Origin of the sequence: Arthrobacter sp. R-11 (assembly GCF_049913155.1) — a bacterium.
Taxonomy (GTDB): domain Bacteria; phylum Actinomycetota; class Actinomycetes; order Actinomycetales; family Micrococcaceae; genus Arthrobacter.
The window spans coordinates 953,424-969,965 of sequence record NZ_CP183979.1; the positions used below are offsets into that span (position 1 = coordinate 953,424).

At 67.9% G+C, this 16,542-nt stretch carries 14 protein-coding genes; 9 read left to right on the forward strand and 5 right to left on the reverse strand.

The window, feature by feature from the left end; genetic code table 11:
• Positions 1-101 precede the first annotated feature (101 nt).
• Complete coding sequence (locus ACN9M4_RS04315; protein WP_426302333.1) at positions 102-1,181, forward strand: hypothetical protein; 1,080 nt, start codon at positions 102-104, stop codon at positions 1,179-1,181.
• A gap of 80 nt (positions 1,182-1,261) precedes the next feature.
• On the opposite strand, the gene iolB is transcribed toward ACN9M4_RS04315, so the two are convergent.
• Positions 1,262-2,167 carry a 5-deoxy-glucuronate isomerase gene (gene iolB / locus ACN9M4_RS04320; protein WP_426302334.1) on the reverse strand — a complete coding sequence of 302 codons (906 nt, stop codon included), beginning with the start codon at positions 2,165-2,167 and terminating at the stop codon, positions 1,262-1,264.
• A 39-nt stretch (positions 2,168-2,206) separates the two neighbouring features.
• Positions 2,207-2,947, reverse strand: coding sequence for a GntR family transcriptional regulator (locus tag ACN9M4_RS04325; protein ID WP_426302335.1), 741 nt, complete (start codon positions 2,945-2,947; stop codon positions 2,207-2,209).
• 280 nt (positions 2,948-3,227) lie between these two features.
• Between ACN9M4_RS04325 and ACN9M4_RS04330 the strand changes: the two genes are divergently transcribed.
• The 5 genes from ACN9M4_RS04330 (at position 3,228) to ACN9M4_RS04350 (ending at position 8,398) form a co-directional block, all read left to right on the forward strand.
• A complete protein-coding gene (locus ACN9M4_RS04330; RefSeq protein WP_426302336.1) occupies positions 3,228-4,226 on the forward strand; it encodes a substrate-binding domain-containing protein in 999 nt (332 codons plus the stop codon).
• Positions 4,227-4,288: 62 nt separating this feature from the next.
• Positions 4,289-5,341, forward strand: a complete 1,053-nt coding sequence (locus tag ACN9M4_RS04335; RefSeq protein ID WP_426302337.1) for an ABC transporter permease — start codon at positions 4,289-4,291, stop codon at positions 5,339-5,341.
• A gap of 14 nt (positions 5,342-5,355) precedes the next feature.
• Complete coding sequence (locus tag ACN9M4_RS04340) at positions 5,356-6,291, forward strand: ATP-binding cassette domain-containing protein (RefSeq protein WP_426302338.1); 936 nt, start codon at positions 5,356-5,358, stop codon at positions 6,289-6,291.
• The gene (locus ACN9M4_RS04345) at positions 6,288-7,328 is read left to right on the forward strand and encodes a Gfo/Idh/MocA family oxidoreductase (RefSeq protein ID WP_426302339.1); all 1,041 of its coding nucleotides are present in this window, start codon (positions 6,288-6,290) and stop codon (positions 7,326-7,328) included. The genes ACN9M4_RS04340 and ACN9M4_RS04345 overlap by 4 nt, the downstream gene beginning before the upstream one ends.
• A complete protein-coding gene (locus ACN9M4_RS04350) occupies positions 7,325-8,398 on the forward strand; it encodes a Gfo/Idh/MocA family protein (protein WP_426302340.1) in 1,074 nt (357 codons plus the stop codon). The genes ACN9M4_RS04345 and ACN9M4_RS04350 overlap by 4 nt, the downstream gene beginning before the upstream one ends.
• Here the strand turns inward: ACN9M4_RS04350 and ACN9M4_RS04355 are convergent.
• The 3 genes from ACN9M4_RS04355 to ACN9M4_RS04365 form a co-directional block, all read right to left on the reverse strand.
• Positions 8,385-10,295 (reverse strand): alpha-amylase family glycosyl hydrolase, encoded by a 1,911-nt coding sequence (locus ACN9M4_RS04355; RefSeq protein ID WP_426302341.1) that lies wholly within the window; start codon positions 10,293-10,295, stop codon positions 8,385-8,387. The two genes, ACN9M4_RS04350 and ACN9M4_RS04355, sit on opposite strands and share 14 nt — an antisense overlap.
• A 96-nt stretch (positions 10,296-10,391) precedes the next feature.
• Complete coding sequence (locus ACN9M4_RS04360; protein ID WP_426302342.1) at positions 10,392-11,414, reverse strand: LacI family DNA-binding transcriptional regulator; 1,023 nt, start codon at positions 11,412-11,414, stop codon at positions 10,392-10,394.
• Positions 11,411-12,793, reverse strand: coding sequence for an MFS transporter (locus ACN9M4_RS04365; RefSeq protein ID WP_426302343.1), 1,383 nt, complete (start codon positions 12,791-12,793; stop codon positions 11,411-11,413). The genes ACN9M4_RS04360 and ACN9M4_RS04365 overlap by 4 nt, the downstream gene beginning before the upstream one ends.
• 103 nt (positions 12,794-12,896) lie before the next feature.
• Here ACN9M4_RS04365 and ACN9M4_RS04370 point away from each other — a divergent pair, with 103 nt between their 5' ends.
• From ACN9M4_RS04370 to ACN9M4_RS04380, 3 genes are all read left to right on the forward strand, one after another.
• Complete coding sequence (locus ACN9M4_RS04370; RefSeq protein WP_426302344.1) at positions 12,897-14,084, forward strand: Gfo/Idh/MocA family protein; 1,188 nt, start codon at positions 12,897-12,899, stop codon at positions 14,082-14,084.
• Between the two features lie 11 nt (positions 14,085-14,095).
• Complete coding sequence (locus ACN9M4_RS04375) at positions 14,096-15,097, forward strand: sugar phosphate isomerase/epimerase family protein (protein ID WP_426302345.1); 1,002 nt, start codon at positions 14,096-14,098, stop codon at positions 15,095-15,097.
• Between the two features lie 229 nt (positions 15,098-15,326).
• Positions 15,327-16,538 carry a Gfo/Idh/MocA family protein gene (locus ACN9M4_RS04380; protein ID WP_426302346.1) on the forward strand — a complete coding sequence of 404 codons (1,212 nt, stop codon included), beginning with the start codon at positions 15,327-15,329 and terminating at the stop codon, positions 16,536-16,538.
• Positions 16,539-16,542: the final 4 nt, after the last annotated feature.

Genomic DNA, 16,542 nt, shown 5'->3' on the forward strand with positions numbered 1-16,542 from the left:
GCCCGCTCAAAATTGAGCGGGCCACCCACGTTTAGGCCGGCTTTTCCACATAGACGCCATTACGTGGTGCCCACAGCATTCCGGCCCGCTTCAGTGGGGGTATGGAATTCCCCGAAGCGACCTTCCGCAGCTCACCGACCGGCAGCCGTGCGGGCGCCACGGCCTGGGAGCTGCACCACGGCTACAAGCGCGGGACCCTGATCCGGATTCGGCACGGTGTCTACCTTCCAGCCGAGCAATGGCTGTCCGTCAACGGATGGGAGCGTTATGCCCTGACGACGGCGTCACTTGCCGTCCGTGGCGAAACTCCCGTTTTTTGCCGGGAGACAGGTCTGCTGCTGTGGGGATTGAAGCTAGCCGGGCTTCCGCAGACGGTGGAATACCTGACCCGCCATCCTGACCAGGTAGGACGTACCGCGCCGCCGCGCCTTTACGGTGACCGCGGCGCGGTGGAGAAGCTCGGAAAACAAGTAGCCCCGGATCTTTCAATGCTTCCCACGGGATTCCGCGATGCCAAACGCTTGGGCACACGCACAGGAAATTGGTCAGTCGTGTCGGAACGCCTTGGGCTGCGCTTGCGGGTCCAGGACTTCGACGGACTACTCATCGACACTATTCACCGCTTGCCCTTTCACAATGCGGTGGTGGTGCTCGACCAAGTCCTCCCTCAAGACTGCGGACGCCCGACGTCCGTAGCACGGAAGCCCGTGGCACCGTACATCCGAAGCGCGGAACACCTTGCAGGTCTCTGCGCGCTGTTGCCGAAAAGTGCGCAACGGGAACGTATGGCCGAGGCCCTTGCCTTTGCGGACAGCCGAGCGGAGTCCGTTGGCGAATCCTTCAGCCGCGCAGTGATCGCACGGCTTGGATTCGAGGTTCCGGATTTGCAGTTCCACGTGATGGGGCCGTACGGAGAGGTGGCACGCACGGACTTTTACTGGCCGCGGCGCAAACTCGTGGGCGAATTCGACGGCCACATGAAGTACACCCGTGCGCGGGAGCTCAGCGGGAAATCCATCGAGGAGGTAGTGACGGAAGAGAAAGCCCGCGAGGACCGGATCCGCGAACTGGGCTATGGCGTGATCCGGTGGGAATGGGATGAGCTGACCCGGCCCGAGAGACTCGCTGCCAAACTCCTGCGCGCCGGCGTTCCCCGTGCACGAAGGTTCCCACCGGCTTAAACGTGGGTAGCCCGCTCAAATTTGGGCGGGCTACCCACGTTTGGGCCGGTGAAGGCGGACACGCGGGTGGGAAGGCGGCCTTACGCCGTGAACGGCAGGCGGGGGTCGACGTCGGCGCCCTCCCAGGTGGTGCGCACCCAGCCGTGGTGCTCGTCGTCGCTGATGAGCCACTCGCGTACCCGGCCGGGGCCGGCCATGACGTTGAGGTAGTACATGTCGTAGCCGGGGGCGGCCATGGCAGGGCCGTGCCAGCCGTAGGGGACCAGGACAACGTCGCCCGTGCGGACTTCCCCGCAGATGTCGATGGGCCGCTCGTCCGAGGCGGAGACCCGCACGTAGCCGAGCGGATCGGTTCCGGCGCGGCTGCCGGCCGGGACGGGAGAGTTCTCGGCGAGGCGGGTCTCGAAGTAGTAGATCTCCTCGAGTGCGGTTTCGCCGTCCTTTTCCTCGTCGTGCTTGTGCGGCGGGTAGGAGGACCAGTTACCGGCGGGGGTGATGACTTCGCAGACGATGAAGCGGTCTGCTTCCAGGGCGGCGGGGGTGCCGAAGTTGTGTACCTGGCGCGAGCAGTTGCCGGCGCCGCGGAGTTCCAGCGGGGTCTCTTCGGCGCGGACCAGGCGGGTGGGATATTCCGCCTTGGCCGGGGCCAGCGCGACGGCGACCCGGCCGCCGCCCGCGCTGCTCACCGTGGCGGCCTTGCCGATGCCCGTGTACAGGACGTCCGTGGTGCCGTGGAAAACGCTCCGGCGGCCGCGCAGCTCATGGTCCTGGCCGTCCACCGTGACCGTGAAGGATCCTTCCAACGGGACAACGATCCGCTCTTCGGCGGCGGCGTCCAGGGACACCGATGCACCGGGGGCCAGGGTGGCCACCTTGAGGCCGGTGTGGGCCCAGCCGTCAACCTGCGTGCTGCTGTCGTGCGCGCCGAGGGAGACCTGCCAGTCGCCGTCGGCTGCTTTTCCGTAGGGGTAGACCCATTCGGCCATGGGGGAGCGTCCTTTCGTTCGGGGGGCCGGCCCCGCGCCTCAGCGCTGGACCAGCGTCATTTCAAAGCTGTAGGAATCGGCCCGGTACACGTGGTGCCCGGTCTCGACGTTCCGGCCCGTGTCATCCACCGCGGTACGCTCCATGGTCACGAGCGCCGCGCCTGGCTCGCAGCCAAGCATTTCGGCCTGGTAGTCGTCCGCGACGGCGGCACCGATCCTCTGCTGCGCCAGCCGGAAGTTGACCCCGGCGGTGCGCAGGAGGTCGTACATGCCGCGCTCGTTGAGCGTTTCCTCGCTCAACTGGGCGACGTCGTCGCGCACCCAGTTCTCCATGAGCGCCAGGGGTTTGTTGCCTACGCTGCGCAGCCGCGTGAAGTGGTAGATGCCGACGCCGGCCGGCAGCTGCAGCGTGCTGCGCTGTTCTTCCAGCCCGGGGCCGTGGCTGAAGGACAGCACGCGCGTGCTGGGCTTCTGGCCGGTGCGCACGAGGTCGTCGTTGAGGCTGGAGAGCTCCAGGGGACGCCGTACTTGGCTGGCAACCACCTGGGTGCCGACGCCGCGCTTGCGGACCAGCAGTCCGGCCCGCACCAGTTCGTCCATGGCCTTGCGCATGGTCGGGCGGGAGAGGTTGAGCTTGCTGGCAAGCTCGATCTCGTTCTCCAGCCGGGAGCCTGGTTCCAGGGTGCCGGAGCGGATCATGCCCTCGATGCCCTGAACCACCTGGTGGTATAGGGGCACCGGTGAGGATCGGTCGATCGGGATGTTCAGGAGCTGTGACATTTCTACGTCTCCTTGGGTCGGGTGGCGTGGCATGTCCGGTTGCATGGACAAATGCCTTGCCTGAAGTGTAGGCCCGGAATCCGCGCCACGGCAGCGACACGCGCCACCCGGAAGCCGTGATGCGTTTGTCAGCAGTAGCTGACAAATGCCGGTTTCTAAGTCCCATTATTTATCGTGACGTAAATATGTCAAGACAAACTATTGACTATGGTGATGCCGATCACCCATGATCGGTTGCAGCCCCACGCCGTTCCGTGGGAAAGGATCGAAGGAGATTCGGATGAAGAAAAACACCTGGCGCCGTGTCGCCGCCGTCGCGCTTGTGGCGCCCCTGCTGGCCGTCACGGCCTGTTCCGCGCAGGGAGGCAAGCCCGCCGACAGCGGCAACGGCAACGGTGGCGGCCAGGCGGCCGTGAGCACCCCGCGCCTGAAGATTGCGATGATCACTCACGCGGCCCCCGGCGACACCTTCTGGGACATCGTCCGCAAGGGCGCTGAGGAGGCCGCCAAGAAGGACAACGTCGACCTGCTTTACACGAACGACCAGGAAGCCGGCCGGCAGGCCCAGCTGGTCCAGCAGGCCATCGACCAGAAGGTGGACGGCATTGCCGTCACCCTGGCCACTCCGGACGCCCTCAAGGACGTCGTCAAGAAGGCCGTCGACGCCGGAATCCCTGTGGTGAGCTTCAACGGCGGCGAAGATGCCTTCGCCAAGCTCGGCGCCTTCACGCACTTCGGCTCGAACGAAAAGCTCGCCGGCGAGGCAGTCGGCACCAAGCTCGCTGCCGAAGGCTACAAGCACCCCATCTGCGTCATCCAGCAGCAGGGCCACGTCGGCCTTGAAGCCCGCTGCGCCGGCGTGAAGGAGAAGGTGCCGGCTACGGAGGTGCTGTACGTGAACGGCCAGGACATGACCAGCGTGCAGTCCACCGCCACCGCGAAGCTGCAGGCCACCAAGGACGCCGACGCCATCATCGGGCTGGGTGCCCCCATCACCCTGACCCTGCTGAAGTCCATCAAGGATGCCGGCAGCTCCGCCAAGGCAGCAAGCTTCGACCTCAACGCCGAACTCGCGCAGCAGATCGTGGACGGCAATGTCCTCTTCACCGTGGACCAGCAGCCGTACCTGCAGGGCTACATGTCCGTGGACTCGCTGTGGCAGAACAAGCGCGGCGGCTTCAAGATCGGCGGCGGGCAGGCGGTCCTGACCGGCCCGGCCATCATCGACAAGGAGAACGGCGCAGAGACCCTCAAGTACGCCAAGGAAGGCGTCCGCTAAACGGCCGTCCCCCGGGGTGCCGTCCGGTTCCGGCCGGCACCCCGCAACCCAGGAGTATCCCTATGTCAACAACTGTCAGTGCTCCGCAGGCTCCCTTGGCGGATGAGCGTGTTGCGAAGCGAAACCCTTTCCAGAAGCTGCTGGCCCGGCCGGAGGTCGGCGCCCTTGTCGGCGCCGTCGCTTTGTTCGTCTTCTTCGCCTCGGTGGCCCCTACCTTTACCCAGCCCAACGCGCTGGCCACGGTTCTGTACGGATCCTCGACCATCGGCATCATGGCGGTCGGTGTCTCTCTGCTGATGATCGGCGGTGAATTCGACCTCTCCACCGGCGTCGCGGTGATTTCCTCGGCCCTCACGGCGGCCCTGTTCTCCTGGTACTTCTCCATGAATGCCTGGGTGGGCGTGGGAGTGGCCCTGGTGGTGTCCCTGGCCATCGGCTTCATCAACGGCTGGATCCTGATCAAGACCAAGCTGCCGTCCTTCATCGTCACGCTCGCGAGCTTCCTCATGCTGACCGGCCTGAACCTGGCCCTGACCCGCGCCGTCGGCGGCAGCGTTTCCTCGCCGTCGATCGCGAAGCTGGACGGCTTCGAGTCGGCCCGCGCCGTGTTCGCGTCCTCCATCACCATCGGTGGAGTGGAACTGAAAATCACCATCTTCTACTGGGTCATCCTGGTGGCGATCGCGTCCTGGGTCCTGCTGCGGACCAAGGTCGGCAACTGGATCTTCGCCGTCGGTGGCGACGACAACGCCGCCCTGGCCGTGGGTGTTCCGGTCACCAAGACCAAGATCGGCCTGTTCATGGCCGTGGGCTTCTGCGGCTGGTTGCTCGGCATGCACAACCTCTTCGCCTTCGACGCCGTCCAGTCGGGCGAAGGCGTGGGCAACGAGTTCCTCTACATCATCGCGGCAGTGATCGGCGGCTGCCTGCTCACGGGCGGCTACGGTTCCGCGGTGGGCGGCGCGATCGGAGCCTTCATCTTCGGCATGGCCAACAAGGGCATCGTCTACGCACAGTGGAACCCGGACTGGTTCAAGTTCTTCCTGGGCCTGATGCTGCTGCTGGCCACCATTGTGAACCTGATCGTCAAACGCCGCGCGGACGCAAGCAAATAGGAAGGGGAGCAACCATGACTGAAAACCGTGCAGCCACGCACATCTCCAACCAGACCCTGCTGGCCGAGGAAACGGATCCGCTTACGGACCGCCCGGTGCACCTGCTCAAACTCGACAAGGTAGCCAAGCACTACGGCAACATCATCGCGCTGACGGACGTGACCATGGCCGTGGACAACGGCCGCGTCACCTGCGTCCTGGGCGACAACGGCGCCGGCAAATCCACCCTGATCAAGATCATCGCCGGCCGCCACCAACACACCCACGGTGTCTTCACGATCATGGGCGAGGAGCGCAAGCTCAACAGCCCGCGCGAAGCCCTGGACTCCGGCATCGCCGCCGTGTACCAGGACCTGGCCGTGGTCTCGCTCATGCCGATCTGGCGCAACTTCTTCCTGGGCTCGGAGCTGACCACCGGCTTCGGTCCGTTCAAGCGCCTGGACGTGGCGCGGATGAAGGAGATCACCAAGAAGGAACTGGCGGACATGGGCATCGACCTGCGCGATGTGGAGCAGCCCATCGGCCAGCTCTCCGGCGGCGAACGCCAGTGCGTGGCGATTGCCCGCGCCGTGTACTTCGGCGCCAAGGTCCTCATCCTGGACGAACCCACCGCGGCCCTGGGCGTGAAGCAGTCCGGCGTGGTGCTGAGGTACATCCTGCAGGCCCGCGACCGCGGCCTCGGGGTCATCTTCATCACCCACAACCCGCACCACGCCTTCCCCGTCGGTGACCGCTTCCTGCTCCTCAAACGGGGCAAGAGCATCGGCTACTACGACAAGAAGGACATCACGCTCGAAGAACTCACCGCCCAGATGGCCGGCGGCGCTGAACTCGCCGAACTCGCCCACGAGCTTGAACAGATCGGCGGGCACTCCGAAGAGCTCAAGGAAGTCCGGGCAGAAGCCGCCGCCGTGCAGGCGGACGCCCCGGAAGAAAGCAGGGCCGTATGACCATCAGAGTCGGAGTGATCGGCGCCGGAATCATGGGGGCCGACCATGTCAGGACTCTCAGCCGTTCGGTCCGGGGCGCGGAGGTGGTCCTCGTGGCAGACCTCGACGCCGGACGGGCGGCGGAGGCGGCGGCCCTCGCCGGGGCGCGCAGCGGCACCGATCCGGAATCCGTGATCGCCGATCCGCAGGTCGACGCCGTCATCATCGCCTCGCACGATTCGACGCATGCCGCGCTGGTGACCGCCTGCCTGGCTGCCGGGAAGCCGGTGCTGTGCGAGAAGCCGCTGGCCCCCACCGTGGAAGAGTGCCGGGACCTCGTGGCGCTGGAAGGGAACCGCGGCCTGGTGTCCCTGGGCTTCATGCGGCGCTTCGACCCGGGCCATGTGGAGCTCAAACGGCGCATCGCGGACGGTGAACTCGGTGAGATCCTTACCGTGCACAACGTCAGCCGGGGCGTCCGCGGCGCACCTGACGCCACGAACGCCTTCGCCATCACGGGATCGGCCATCCATGAGCTGGACTCCATGCCGTGGCTCCTGGGCCAGCCCATCACCGAGGTGGCGTGGCTGTCCGGGCGGAAGTCCACCTCCCTGGCCCCGGCCGGCCTGCAGGACCCTTCCTTCATGCTGCTGCGCATGGCCGACGGCATGCTCGTCACGCTGGAACTCTTCCTCAACGCCGACTACGGCTATGTGACCCGCTGCGAGGCGGTGGGGGAGCGCGGCACGGCGAGCTTCACCGGGTCGCCGCTGCTCGAGATCAGCAGCGGTCGCCGCCGGGCCACGGAATACCCGGCCGACTGGCGGCCCCGTTTCGCCGACGCCTACCGCCTGGAACTGCAGGCCTGGATCGATTCCCTGGCACACGGCACCCCGACGCCGCTCGCCACCGCCGCGGACGGGCTGAAAGCTGCCGAAGTGGCAGCGGCCCTGCTCGAATCCGAGCGGAGCGGCGGCGCCTTCGTGCACGTCGTTTACGGGGAGGCGGTCGTCCACCAGGATGCAGTTGTCCACCAGGAAGCAGGGGCGCACGCGTGAGCGGCTTCGTCTTCCCGGAACCCCGAATCCCGGATGCCATGGAGGCGCCCAGCCTGCGCTGGGGCATCGCCGGGCCCGGCTGGATCGCCGAGCGCTTCGTCGAATCCTTGCTGCGGCACGGCAGCCAGCGGGTCACCGCCGTCGGCTCCCGCAGCATCGAACGCGCCGCGGCCTTCGGCGCGCCCCGGGGCCTGCGCGCCCACGGCTCCTACGAGGAACTCGCGGCGGACCCAGAAGTGGACGTGGTCTACGTGGCCACCCCGCACACCGCCCACCTCGACGTGGCGCTGGCCGCGCTGGAGGCCGGGAAGCACGTGCTGGTGGAGAAGCCGATGGGTATCAACGCCGCCCAGGCGGAGGCCATCCGCGCCGCTGCCGCCGCCCGGGGGCTCTTCGCGGCGGAAGCGCTGTGGACGGTTTTCCTGCCCAGGTACGACGTCGTCCGGCAGCTCGTGCGGGACGGCCGGCTGGGTGCGGTGACGCAGATCGTGGCGGACTATGGGGAGTACCTGCCGCCGTCGCACAGGGCCTACGACCCCGCGCTGGCGGGCGGCCCCCTCCTGGACTTGGGCGTCTACCTCTTTGCCCTGGCCACGGACCTGGCCGGCGAGGCCACGGCAGTAACCGCCCGCGGAGCCACGGTTCCCGGCCGCGGCGGGACGCCGGTCAACGGCCGGCTCTCCGCGTTGCTGGATTTCGACGGCGGCGCCCAGGCCGCGCTCGCCACCACCATGGGTGGCTTCACCCCGGCCACCTTCACCGTGGTGGGCACCGAGGCAACGCTGGTGATGGACGGTCCGTTCAACGGCCCCGGTGGCCTGATGGTCCGGACCACAGACGGCGCGGAGCACCGCTGGGACGGAAAGCCCGGAAGCCACGTGGATGGGCTGCATTTTCAGGCGGCCGCCGTGGCATGGGCCATTGCTGCGGGCCGGACCGAGGTGGAAGAACGCCCGCTGGAAAAGTCCCTGCGCGCGCTGCGCGCCATGGACGCGGCCCGAGAGCAGCTGGGCATCGTGTACCCGGGGGAGCATCGTGTACCCGGGGGAGTAAGGCTCAGCCTGACTTGACCGCCAGCCACATGAACTCCTGGGCTCCCAGCGTCACACCGTCCGCCAGGGACACGGGCCGGCCGCCCAGGAGTTCGGTGGCTCCGGGCTCGAAGCCTGAGAGGGTCTCGGCGGAGACGGGCTGGGCCGTGTCTGCGAAGTTCGCCAGGACCAGGACGGTGCGGCCGGTGCCCGGGCGCTGGTAGCCAAGGACGTGCCGGTTGTTGGCGTTGAATCCGATGAGCGGGTTCCCCGCGAGCTCGGCCGTGGAGGATCGCACGTCGAGCATCCTCCGCAGCCCCGCGAAGATGGCGCCCTCCGGCGTCGACGGGTCGCCGCGGTGCGCATAACGGTCGGCGGGGTAGTGCGGGCGGTGGACCCAACGGCTGTCGGCCTCGTGGCCCGGCTCCTGGGCGTAGCCGTAGTCGTTGAGCTGGCCCACCTCGTCGCCGAGGTAGATGAGCGGAATGCCGCCGGTGCTGATCGCGATCGAGTGCAGCAGCAACACCCGGCGCACCGCCTCCGGCGAGCCGTCCTCGAGGCCGCACAGCGACGCCGTCGTGCCGGAAATGCGGCAGTCCCCGGTGCGCGGGTTGTCCTGGAAGGCGACCCCGCGCGCGAAGCTGCCCGGGAAACGGTTGACATAGAACGAGTTGAGGAAGCGGCGGTGGTCGAAGCCGTTGATCCCCAGCTCCGCGGCGTCCTCGTCGGCGAAGGTCCAGCCGATGTCGTCGTGGCTGCGGACGTAGTTGACCCAGGCGGTCCCCTCCGGGAGGTTGTGCCGCCGTTCCAGGGCCTGGGAAAGCAGCGACACGTCCCGGGTGGCGAGGGCCTCCCAGCCGAGCGCCATCTCGAGCGGGTTGTAGGAGATCTGGCATTCGGCTGGGTCGATGTACTGCACCACTTCGTCCGGGTGGACTATCGCCTCGGACTTGAACAGCAGCGACGGCGCCGCGAGGCGGCACACGGCGTTGAAGCCCTGCAGCAGCTCATGGGCTTCGGGCAGGCTCTCGCAGGCGGTGCCGAGCTGCTTCCAGATGAATGCGACCGCATCCATGCGCAGGATCTCCACGCCCTGGTTCGCGAGGAACAGCATCTCCCCGGCCATCGCACGGAACACGGCCGGGAAGGAGTAGTTCAGGTCCCACTGGAAGGTGTGGAAGGTGCACCAGACCCACCGGCCGTCCGGCTGCTGCACGAAGCTGCCAGGGTGGTCGTCGGGGAAGATCTCACGCACTGTCTGCTCATAGGCGTCCGGCATCGTGCGGTCCGGGAAGATCCAGTAGTAATCGGAGAACTCCTGCTCGCCCGCGGCAGCGCGCCGCGCCCATTCGTGCTCGTCCGAAGTGTGGTTGAAGATGAAGTCCACCACCAGGCTGATGCCGTTGGCCCGCAGCTCCGCAGCCACGTCCCGCAGCCCGGACATGGTGCCGAGCTTCGGGTTGACGTCCCGGTAGCTGGACACGGCGTAGCCGCCGTCCGAGTTCGGTTCCGGGGCGAGGAAGAGCGGCATGAGGTGCAGGTAGCTCAGCCCGAGCTCCCGGAAATAGGGGATGCGTCCGCGCAGCCCTTCGAGGTTTTCCGCGTAGCGGTCCACGTAGCAGACCCCGCCGAGCATGTCCCCGGAGGCGAACCACTGCGGCTCGGCCTCGCGCCGGGCGTCGAGTTCCTTCAGCTCCGCGGGACGGTCCTGCCAGGATTTTGCGCACTCCACCACGAGGGCGGCCAGGTGGTCGGTCCAGTCCGGGCGGGAACCGTAGAGCGAAGCGAAAAGTTCCTGGAGCACGGGCACGTACTGGTCCACGCGGGCGAGGAAGGACTTCCAGTCCGGTCCCTTGCGGCGGAGCCCCGGTTCCGCTTCCAGGGCCCCGAGGACCCGCTCGAGCGTCCCGTTCCCGTCGCTGCTCGTTCCGCCCATGGGACCTCCTTGTTACACAGTGCGTGGCAGCAGCGCACAGGGAACTATGCGCTGCATCACATACTGTAACGGGACCGGAGCGCAGGGTGAAAGCGCTTACGCAATCGTTTCCCGCACGGAAGACCGCACCACCACCGCCGGCTCCAGGAGGAGCCGCCGCGGGGGCGCTCCCGGGGCAGCCATCCGGTCCAAGGCCATCCGTGCCGCCTCGGCCCCGAGCCTCCGGCTGTGGCCGTCCACGGTGCTCAGCCGGATGTAGCCGTAGGCGGCCAGCGGAGAGTCGTCGTAGCCGAGCACGGAGACATCTTCCGGCACCCGCAGGCCAGCGTCGCGCAGGGCGGCCATGGCGCCCAGCGCCATGACGTCGTTGGCGGCGAACACCGCCGTGGGCGGCTCGCCCGCCTGTTCACCGGCTTCCAGGGCCTGCCGCATCGCGCGGAAACCGCTGGCCTCGTCCGTGCCGCCGTCGACGCCGAACACCAGGGGCGCCGCCCCGGCTGCCTCCATCGCGCGGACATATCCCCGCCTGCGGTGCTCCGCCGGCGCGCCTTGCCCGCTCAGGTGCGCGATGCGCCGGTGCCCCAGCGCTAGCAGGTGCCGGGCGGCAAGCTGCCCGCCGGCGTCGTCGTCCCCGGCCACCACGTCTGCCGCCCCACCGTCTCCGAGCAGGGCGGTGAGGCTGCGCGTGCCCGCGACGACCAGCGGGACCCGCACGTCCCGCACCATCTCCAGAGGTGCTTCGGCGGCCACCAACAATGCGTCAACGTGCTGGGCCAGGAAGCCGTCCACGGGGTCGCGGCCGCTGGCTTCCTCGAGCCGCAGGTCCGCGACGCTGACCGTGAAGCCCGCCGGGTCAAGGACCGAGCGGACCCCTGCCAGCAACTCCACGAACCATGGGTTGCGGAAGTCATCGATGAGCAGCCCCACCGAGCGCGTGCTCTGGCTGGCCAGGGCGCTCGCGGCACGGCTGGGACGGTAGCCCAGTTCCCGGATCGCGTTCTTCACGGCCTCCCGCTTGGCCTCGGCCACATGCGGGGCATCCCGGAGGACCAGCGAGACGAGAGACTTGGAAACACCCGCGCGTTGGGCGACATCGTAGATGGTGGGGCGGGCGCTCATGCCTTCACCGTACCGGCAGCGCGTCCGCTCACCGAGGTGCCCGCGTGGCGGGGCAGGAAGAGGCTATCCAGGACACTGAGCAGCATGAGGGCGGCCACCGCCAGCAGGGCAGCCCGGTATGGATCCGCCGAACCATGCGCCGCCGGCAGGAGCCCGGCGCCCAGCCGGATGAACAAGGCCCCGACGGCGACCCCCAGTGCGTGCGCCAGCTGAACCAAGGTGTTCGCGGCCGCATTCGCGCTGGCCAGCTGCCCGGCCGAGACGTCCGCGTACTGGACGTTCATGTACGCCGAGAACCCCAGGGAGCGCAGCGCCCCGGAAAGCGCCAGGAGCGCCACGATGACGGCGTCCGGGGTGCCCGGGCCGAGGGCGGCGCAGGCCACGAAGGTGAGCGCCGATCCGGCGGCGGCCAGGACCAGGAGCGGCTTGAAGCCGAAGCGGCGGATCAGGGGAGTGGTGGCGGGTTTGATGGCGATGTTCCCGATGAACACGGCGGTCACCAGCGCCCCGGCGTGCACCGGATCCCAGCCGAAACCGTCCTGGAACAGCAGGGGCAGCAGGAACGGAATGGAGGTGACGGCCACCCGGTACGCCAGGCCGCCGGTCTGCGTGGCGCGGAAAGTGTGGACCCGGAACACGCTGAGGTCGAACAGGGCGCCGGGTCCGCGGCGGCGCATCCAGTGCCCCGCGCCCGCCAGGAACGCCGCGCTCAGCAGCAGGAGCACGACGGCGGTGGCCGCCTGCGCGCCCGAGCCGAGGAGTTCCAGCCCGGTCACCAGCGCCCCGACGCCCAAAGTGGTGAGGCCCACGCCCGGCCAGTCCAGGCGCGTCCCTCGCTCCGGGGCGGTGCGCGGCACCAGACGCAGGGCGGCGACGAAGGCCGCGAGTCCCAGGGGCAGGTTCACCAGGAAAATCCAGTGCCAGGACAGGTACTGGGTGAGCAGCCCGCCCACCAACGGCGCCAGGACAGGGGCCATCAGGCCCGGCCAGACCAGAAAGGCCGTCATGCGCAGGAGCTGGTCCTTCGGAGTGTCCCGCAGGACCAGGAGCGAACCGACGGGCACCATCATGGCCCCGCCCAGGCCCTGCAGGGCGCGGAAAGCCGTCAAGGTCCACAGGCCAGGGCTCAGGGCGCAGAGCAGCGAAGCGATGGTGAAAACCGCGATGGCCAGGCAGAAGATGCGCCGGAAGCCGAAGCGGACGGCCAGCCAGGAGCTCGCGGGGATGCCCATGGCCACGGCCAGCAGGTAGGCCGTCATGGCGACGTTCGCATCCGCGGCGGTCACCTGGAAGTCCCGTGCGATGGCGGGCAGCGCCGTGGCCAGGGCCGTGCCATCGAGGAACTCCAGGAAGAAGGTCGCCGCGACCAGGAGTGCCAACGCAGTTCTATTGGTGTATTGACAGGACAAATTACTCAGCCTTACTCTCGTTTGGAGCGCTCCAAATGTTACCCAACCCACACCTCAATTCCAAGGAGGACCCATGACTAAGCCACTGGGTGTCGCCGTCATCGGTGCCGGCATGGCCGGCAAATCCCACGCCGCGGGCTACCGCGTCGCCAGCAGCCTCTTCGCCCCGACCCTGCCGGAGGTCAAGCTGGTCTCCATCGGGGATGTCAATGCCGAATTCGGCCAGGCCGCCGCGCGCCGCTTCGGCTACGAACGCCACGACTCGGACTGGCGTGCCATCGCCGAGGCCGACGACATCGACGTCGTCTCCGTGGTGATCGCCAACTCCCTGCACCGCGAGGTGGTGGAAGGCCTGCTCGCGGCCGGCAAGCATGTCCTCTGCGAGAAGCCGCTGTCCGATTCCGTCGCCGACGCCGAGGCGATGCTCACCGCCGCCCGCGCCGCCGAGGAACGCGGCGTCCTGGCCCGCATCGGCTACACCTACCTGCGTTCGCCTGCCATCGCGGCCATCCGGAAGCTGATCGACGACGGCACCCTGGGCCGGCCCCTGCACTTCTCCTCCCGCTACTGGACCGACTACTCCTGCAGCCCGCACGCCCCCATGAGTTGGCGCTACAAGGGCGCTCCCGGTTCCGGCGCCCTGGCGGACCTGGGCAGCCACACCACCTACGTCTCAGAGTTCCTCTGCGGGAAGACCCTGGCGGTTTCCGGCGGACAGTTCCACACCGCGATCGAGAAGCGCCGGTTGCCCCTGGGCGCCGTCATGGGCCACGAGCACGGTGCCGTGAGTGACGTCTTCGAGCGGGTGGAGAACGACGACTACGCTGCCTACGCCGCTGAGTTCGAACACTGCAAGGGCAGCCTGGAGGTCTCCCGGATCGCCGCAGGCCACCCCAACTCGCTGACCTTCGAGATCTTCTGCGAGAACGGCGCCGCGCGCTTTGACCAGGACCGCCCGGCCGAGTTCGGCCTCTACCTGAACCAGGGCCCGTACGCCCAGAACGGGTACCGCCAGGTCCTCATCGGCCCGGAACTGCCGTACGTGGCCAACGGCATGGCGATGGACGCCCCCGGCGTCGGCTACAACCACAACGATTCCTTCGCCTACCAGTCCCGCGCCTTCCTCGAAGAAGTGGCCGGCCTGTCCGCAGGGAAATCGCTGCCCCGCTGCGCCACTTTCGACGACGGCCTGCGCAGCATGAACATCCTGGATGCCGTGGCCCGTTCCGCCGCGGCCGGCGGCTCCCGAATCGAACTCTGAGGGAGAACAGCATGAAACTCGGCGTTTACAACGCAATCCTGCACGACCGCCCCTTGCCGGACGCCCTGAAGGTCATCGCCGACCTGGGATTGGAGGGCATCGAGCTCAACACGGGCGGCTTCCTGCCCGCCGTGCATGTCCCCACCATGGACGACATCCTGGTCTCCGACGCGGCGCGGGACGACTTCCTGGGCCTCTTCGAGGGCACCGGAATCTCCATCGCGGGGCTGAACTGCAACGGCAACCCGCTTCACCCCAAGCCGGAGATCGGGCAGAAGCACGCGGAGGACATCCGCCGCTCCATCCTCCTGGCAGAACGCCTGGGCCAGCACCGCGTGGTAACCATGTCCGGCCTGCCCGGCGGCGAGCCGGGAGCCACGGTGACCAACTGGGTGGTCAACGCCTGGAACTCCGCTGCCCTGGACGTGCTGGACTACCAGTGGGGTGTGGCCGTGCCGTTCTGGAAGGAGATCGACCTGCTGGCCCGGGACCACGACGTCAAGGTAGCCCTCGAACTGCACCCGCAGAACCTGGTGTTCAACACTGCCGACGTCCGCAAGCTGGTGGAACTGACCGGCGCCACGAACGTGGGCGTCGAGCTGGACGCCTCGCACTTGTTCTGGCAGCAGATGGACCCGGTTGCCGTGGTCCGCGAACTCGGCCCGCTGGTGTTCCATGCCGCGGCCAAGGATGTGCGCGTCAACGCCGAGCACGCCCGCCTGTACGGTGTGCTGGACAACAGCTTCCGGAGGCTCTCTCCCGAGGAGCCCCGCACCAACCTCGGGGGCGACGAATGGGCCAACGAATGGCCGAAGGATTCCGCCTGGGACTTCGTGGCCCTGGGCCGCGGCCACGGCACCGCCTACTGGGCCGAGTTCCTGCGCGCCCTGCGCGAGGTGGACCCGGACATGCTCGTCAATATCGAGCATGAGGATGTTTCCTTGGGCCGCATCGAGGGCCTGGAAGTTGCCGCGAAAGTCCTCAAGGACGCCGCGGCGCTGCTGGACGCATAAGCGTCGTCCCGAGGGCCCCGACGCGAGCTTGCGAGCGTTGGGAAGGGACCACCGCGGCGTCGTCCCGAGGGCCCGGAATCCCGACGGCGGCACCCGGCCTGGGTGCCGCCGTCGGGATTAGATCTATTGACAGGACATACTCACCTTCATATGATCGTGTGGCGTCCTGCGCGAGGCCCGTCACAACGCCGTGGCCGCACCTCCCACCGATAGCTGAAAGGCAAGCCCTATGTCCACTGAAATCCGCAGTATCGGTGTCGGTCTCATCAGCGTCGGATGGATGGGAAAGCTGCACGCGAAGGCGTACACGCAGCTCCCTCTGGTGTATCCGGAACTGGGAATCCGCCCTCGGCTGGTGATCGCCGCGGACACCGAGTCCAGCCGCATCGACTATGCCAAAGAGGTCCTGGGCTTCGCAGAGGGAACCACCGACTACCGCGAGGTACTCGCGCACCCGGAGGTCGACGTCGTCTCCATCTGCGCGCCGAACTTCCTGCACGCCGAGATCGGCATCGCCGCCGCGAAGGCCGGCAAGCACTTCTGGATCGAAAAGCCCGTGGGCCGCGGGATCGAGGAGACCGAAGCGGTGCGCAGTGCCGCGATCGAGGCCGGCGTCCACAGCTCCATCGGCTTCAACTACCGGCACGCGCCCGCCGTCGAGCACGCGCGCGAACTGGTGGCGAAAGGCAAGCTTGGCCGCGTCACCAATGTCCGCGCCGAATTCATGGCCGGCTACTCGGCCGAGCCCAATGGTGCCCTGTCCTGGCGCTTCAACCGCAAGCTCGCCGGCAGCGGCGTCCTTGGGGACCTGTTTAGCCATGCCGCGGACCTGTGCCAGTACGTCGTCGGCCCGATTTCGGACATCACGGCCCTGACAAGCACGGTTCACACCGAACGCCCGAAACTGGCGATGGGCCAAGGCACCCATTTCGCGGTGATCGAAGGCGGCGAAATGGGCCCGGTGGAGAACGAGGACTACGCTGCCGCGCTGGTCCGCTTCGGGACCGGCGCCCGCGGTGCCGGGGCGGTGGGCACTATCGAATCCTCCCGCGTGGCGGTGGGCCGGGATTGCGGCTACCGCCTGGAGGTCTACGGCACCGAGGGCTCCCTGAAGTGGGACTTCGAGCGGATGAACGAACTCCAGGTGGTGCTGGGCCGCAACAACGATGAACAGGGCTACACCACGGTGATCGGCAGCCCGCGGCACGGCGACTACTCGCGCTTCCAACCCGGACCCGGCTGCGCCATGGGCTTCGACGACCTCAAAGTGATCGAAGCGAAGAAGTTCCTGGTGGCCGTTACCGGCGGGGAGCAACTGAACTCCAACATCCACGACGCCGCCTCGGCGGCCGCGATCGTCTCCGCCGCCGAAGCCTCCGCCACTGACGGCCGGTGGAAGACCGTCCCGTTGCTGGACGGCACCACCGCCGCCACCGCCTGAGGCG

Excerpts from the sequence above, each read along its gene's own strand:
- ACN9M4_RS04315 (WP_426302333.1), top strand. The coding sequence starts at position 102 with ATGGAATTCCCCGAAGCGACCTTCCGCAGCTCACCGACCGGCAGCCGT.
- iolB (WP_426302334.1), bottom strand. The coding sequence starts at position 2,167 with ATGGCCGAATGGGTCTACCCCTACGGAAAAGCAGCCGACGGCGACTGG.
- ACN9M4_RS04325 (WP_426302335.1), bottom strand. The coding sequence starts at position 2,947 with ATGTCACAGCTCCTGAACATCCCGATCGACCGATCCTCACCGGTGCCC.
- ACN9M4_RS04330 (WP_426302336.1), top strand. The coding sequence starts at position 3,228 with ATGAAGAAAAACACCTGGCGCCGTGTCGCCGCCGTCGCGCTTGTGGCG.
- ACN9M4_RS04335 (WP_426302337.1), top strand. The coding sequence starts at position 4,289 with ATGTCAACAACTGTCAGTGCTCCGCAGGCTCCCTTGGCGGATGAGCGT.
- ACN9M4_RS04340 (WP_426302338.1), top strand. The coding sequence starts at position 5,356 with ATGACTGAAAACCGTGCAGCCACGCACATCTCCAACCAGACCCTGCTG.
- ACN9M4_RS04345 (WP_426302339.1), top strand. The coding sequence starts at position 6,288 with ATGACCATCAGAGTCGGAGTGATCGGCGCCGGAATCATGGGGGCCGAC.
- ACN9M4_RS04355 (WP_426302341.1), bottom strand. The coding sequence starts at position 10,295 with ATGGGCGGAACGAGCAGCGACGGGAACGGGACGCTCGAGCGGGTCCTC.
- ACN9M4_RS04360 (WP_426302342.1), bottom strand. The coding sequence starts at position 11,414 with ATGAGCGCCCGCCCCACCATCTACGATGTCGCCCAACGCGCGGGTGTT.
- ACN9M4_RS04370 (WP_426302344.1), top strand. The coding sequence starts at position 12,897 with ATGACTAAGCCACTGGGTGTCGCCGTCATCGGTGCCGGCATGGCCGGC.
- ACN9M4_RS04375 (WP_426302345.1), top strand. The coding sequence starts at position 14,096 with ATGAAACTCGGCGTTTACAACGCAATCCTGCACGACCGCCCCTTGCCG.
- ACN9M4_RS04380 (WP_426302346.1), top strand. The coding sequence starts at position 15,327 with ATGTCCACTGAAATCCGCAGTATCGGTGTCGGTCTCATCAGCGTCGGA.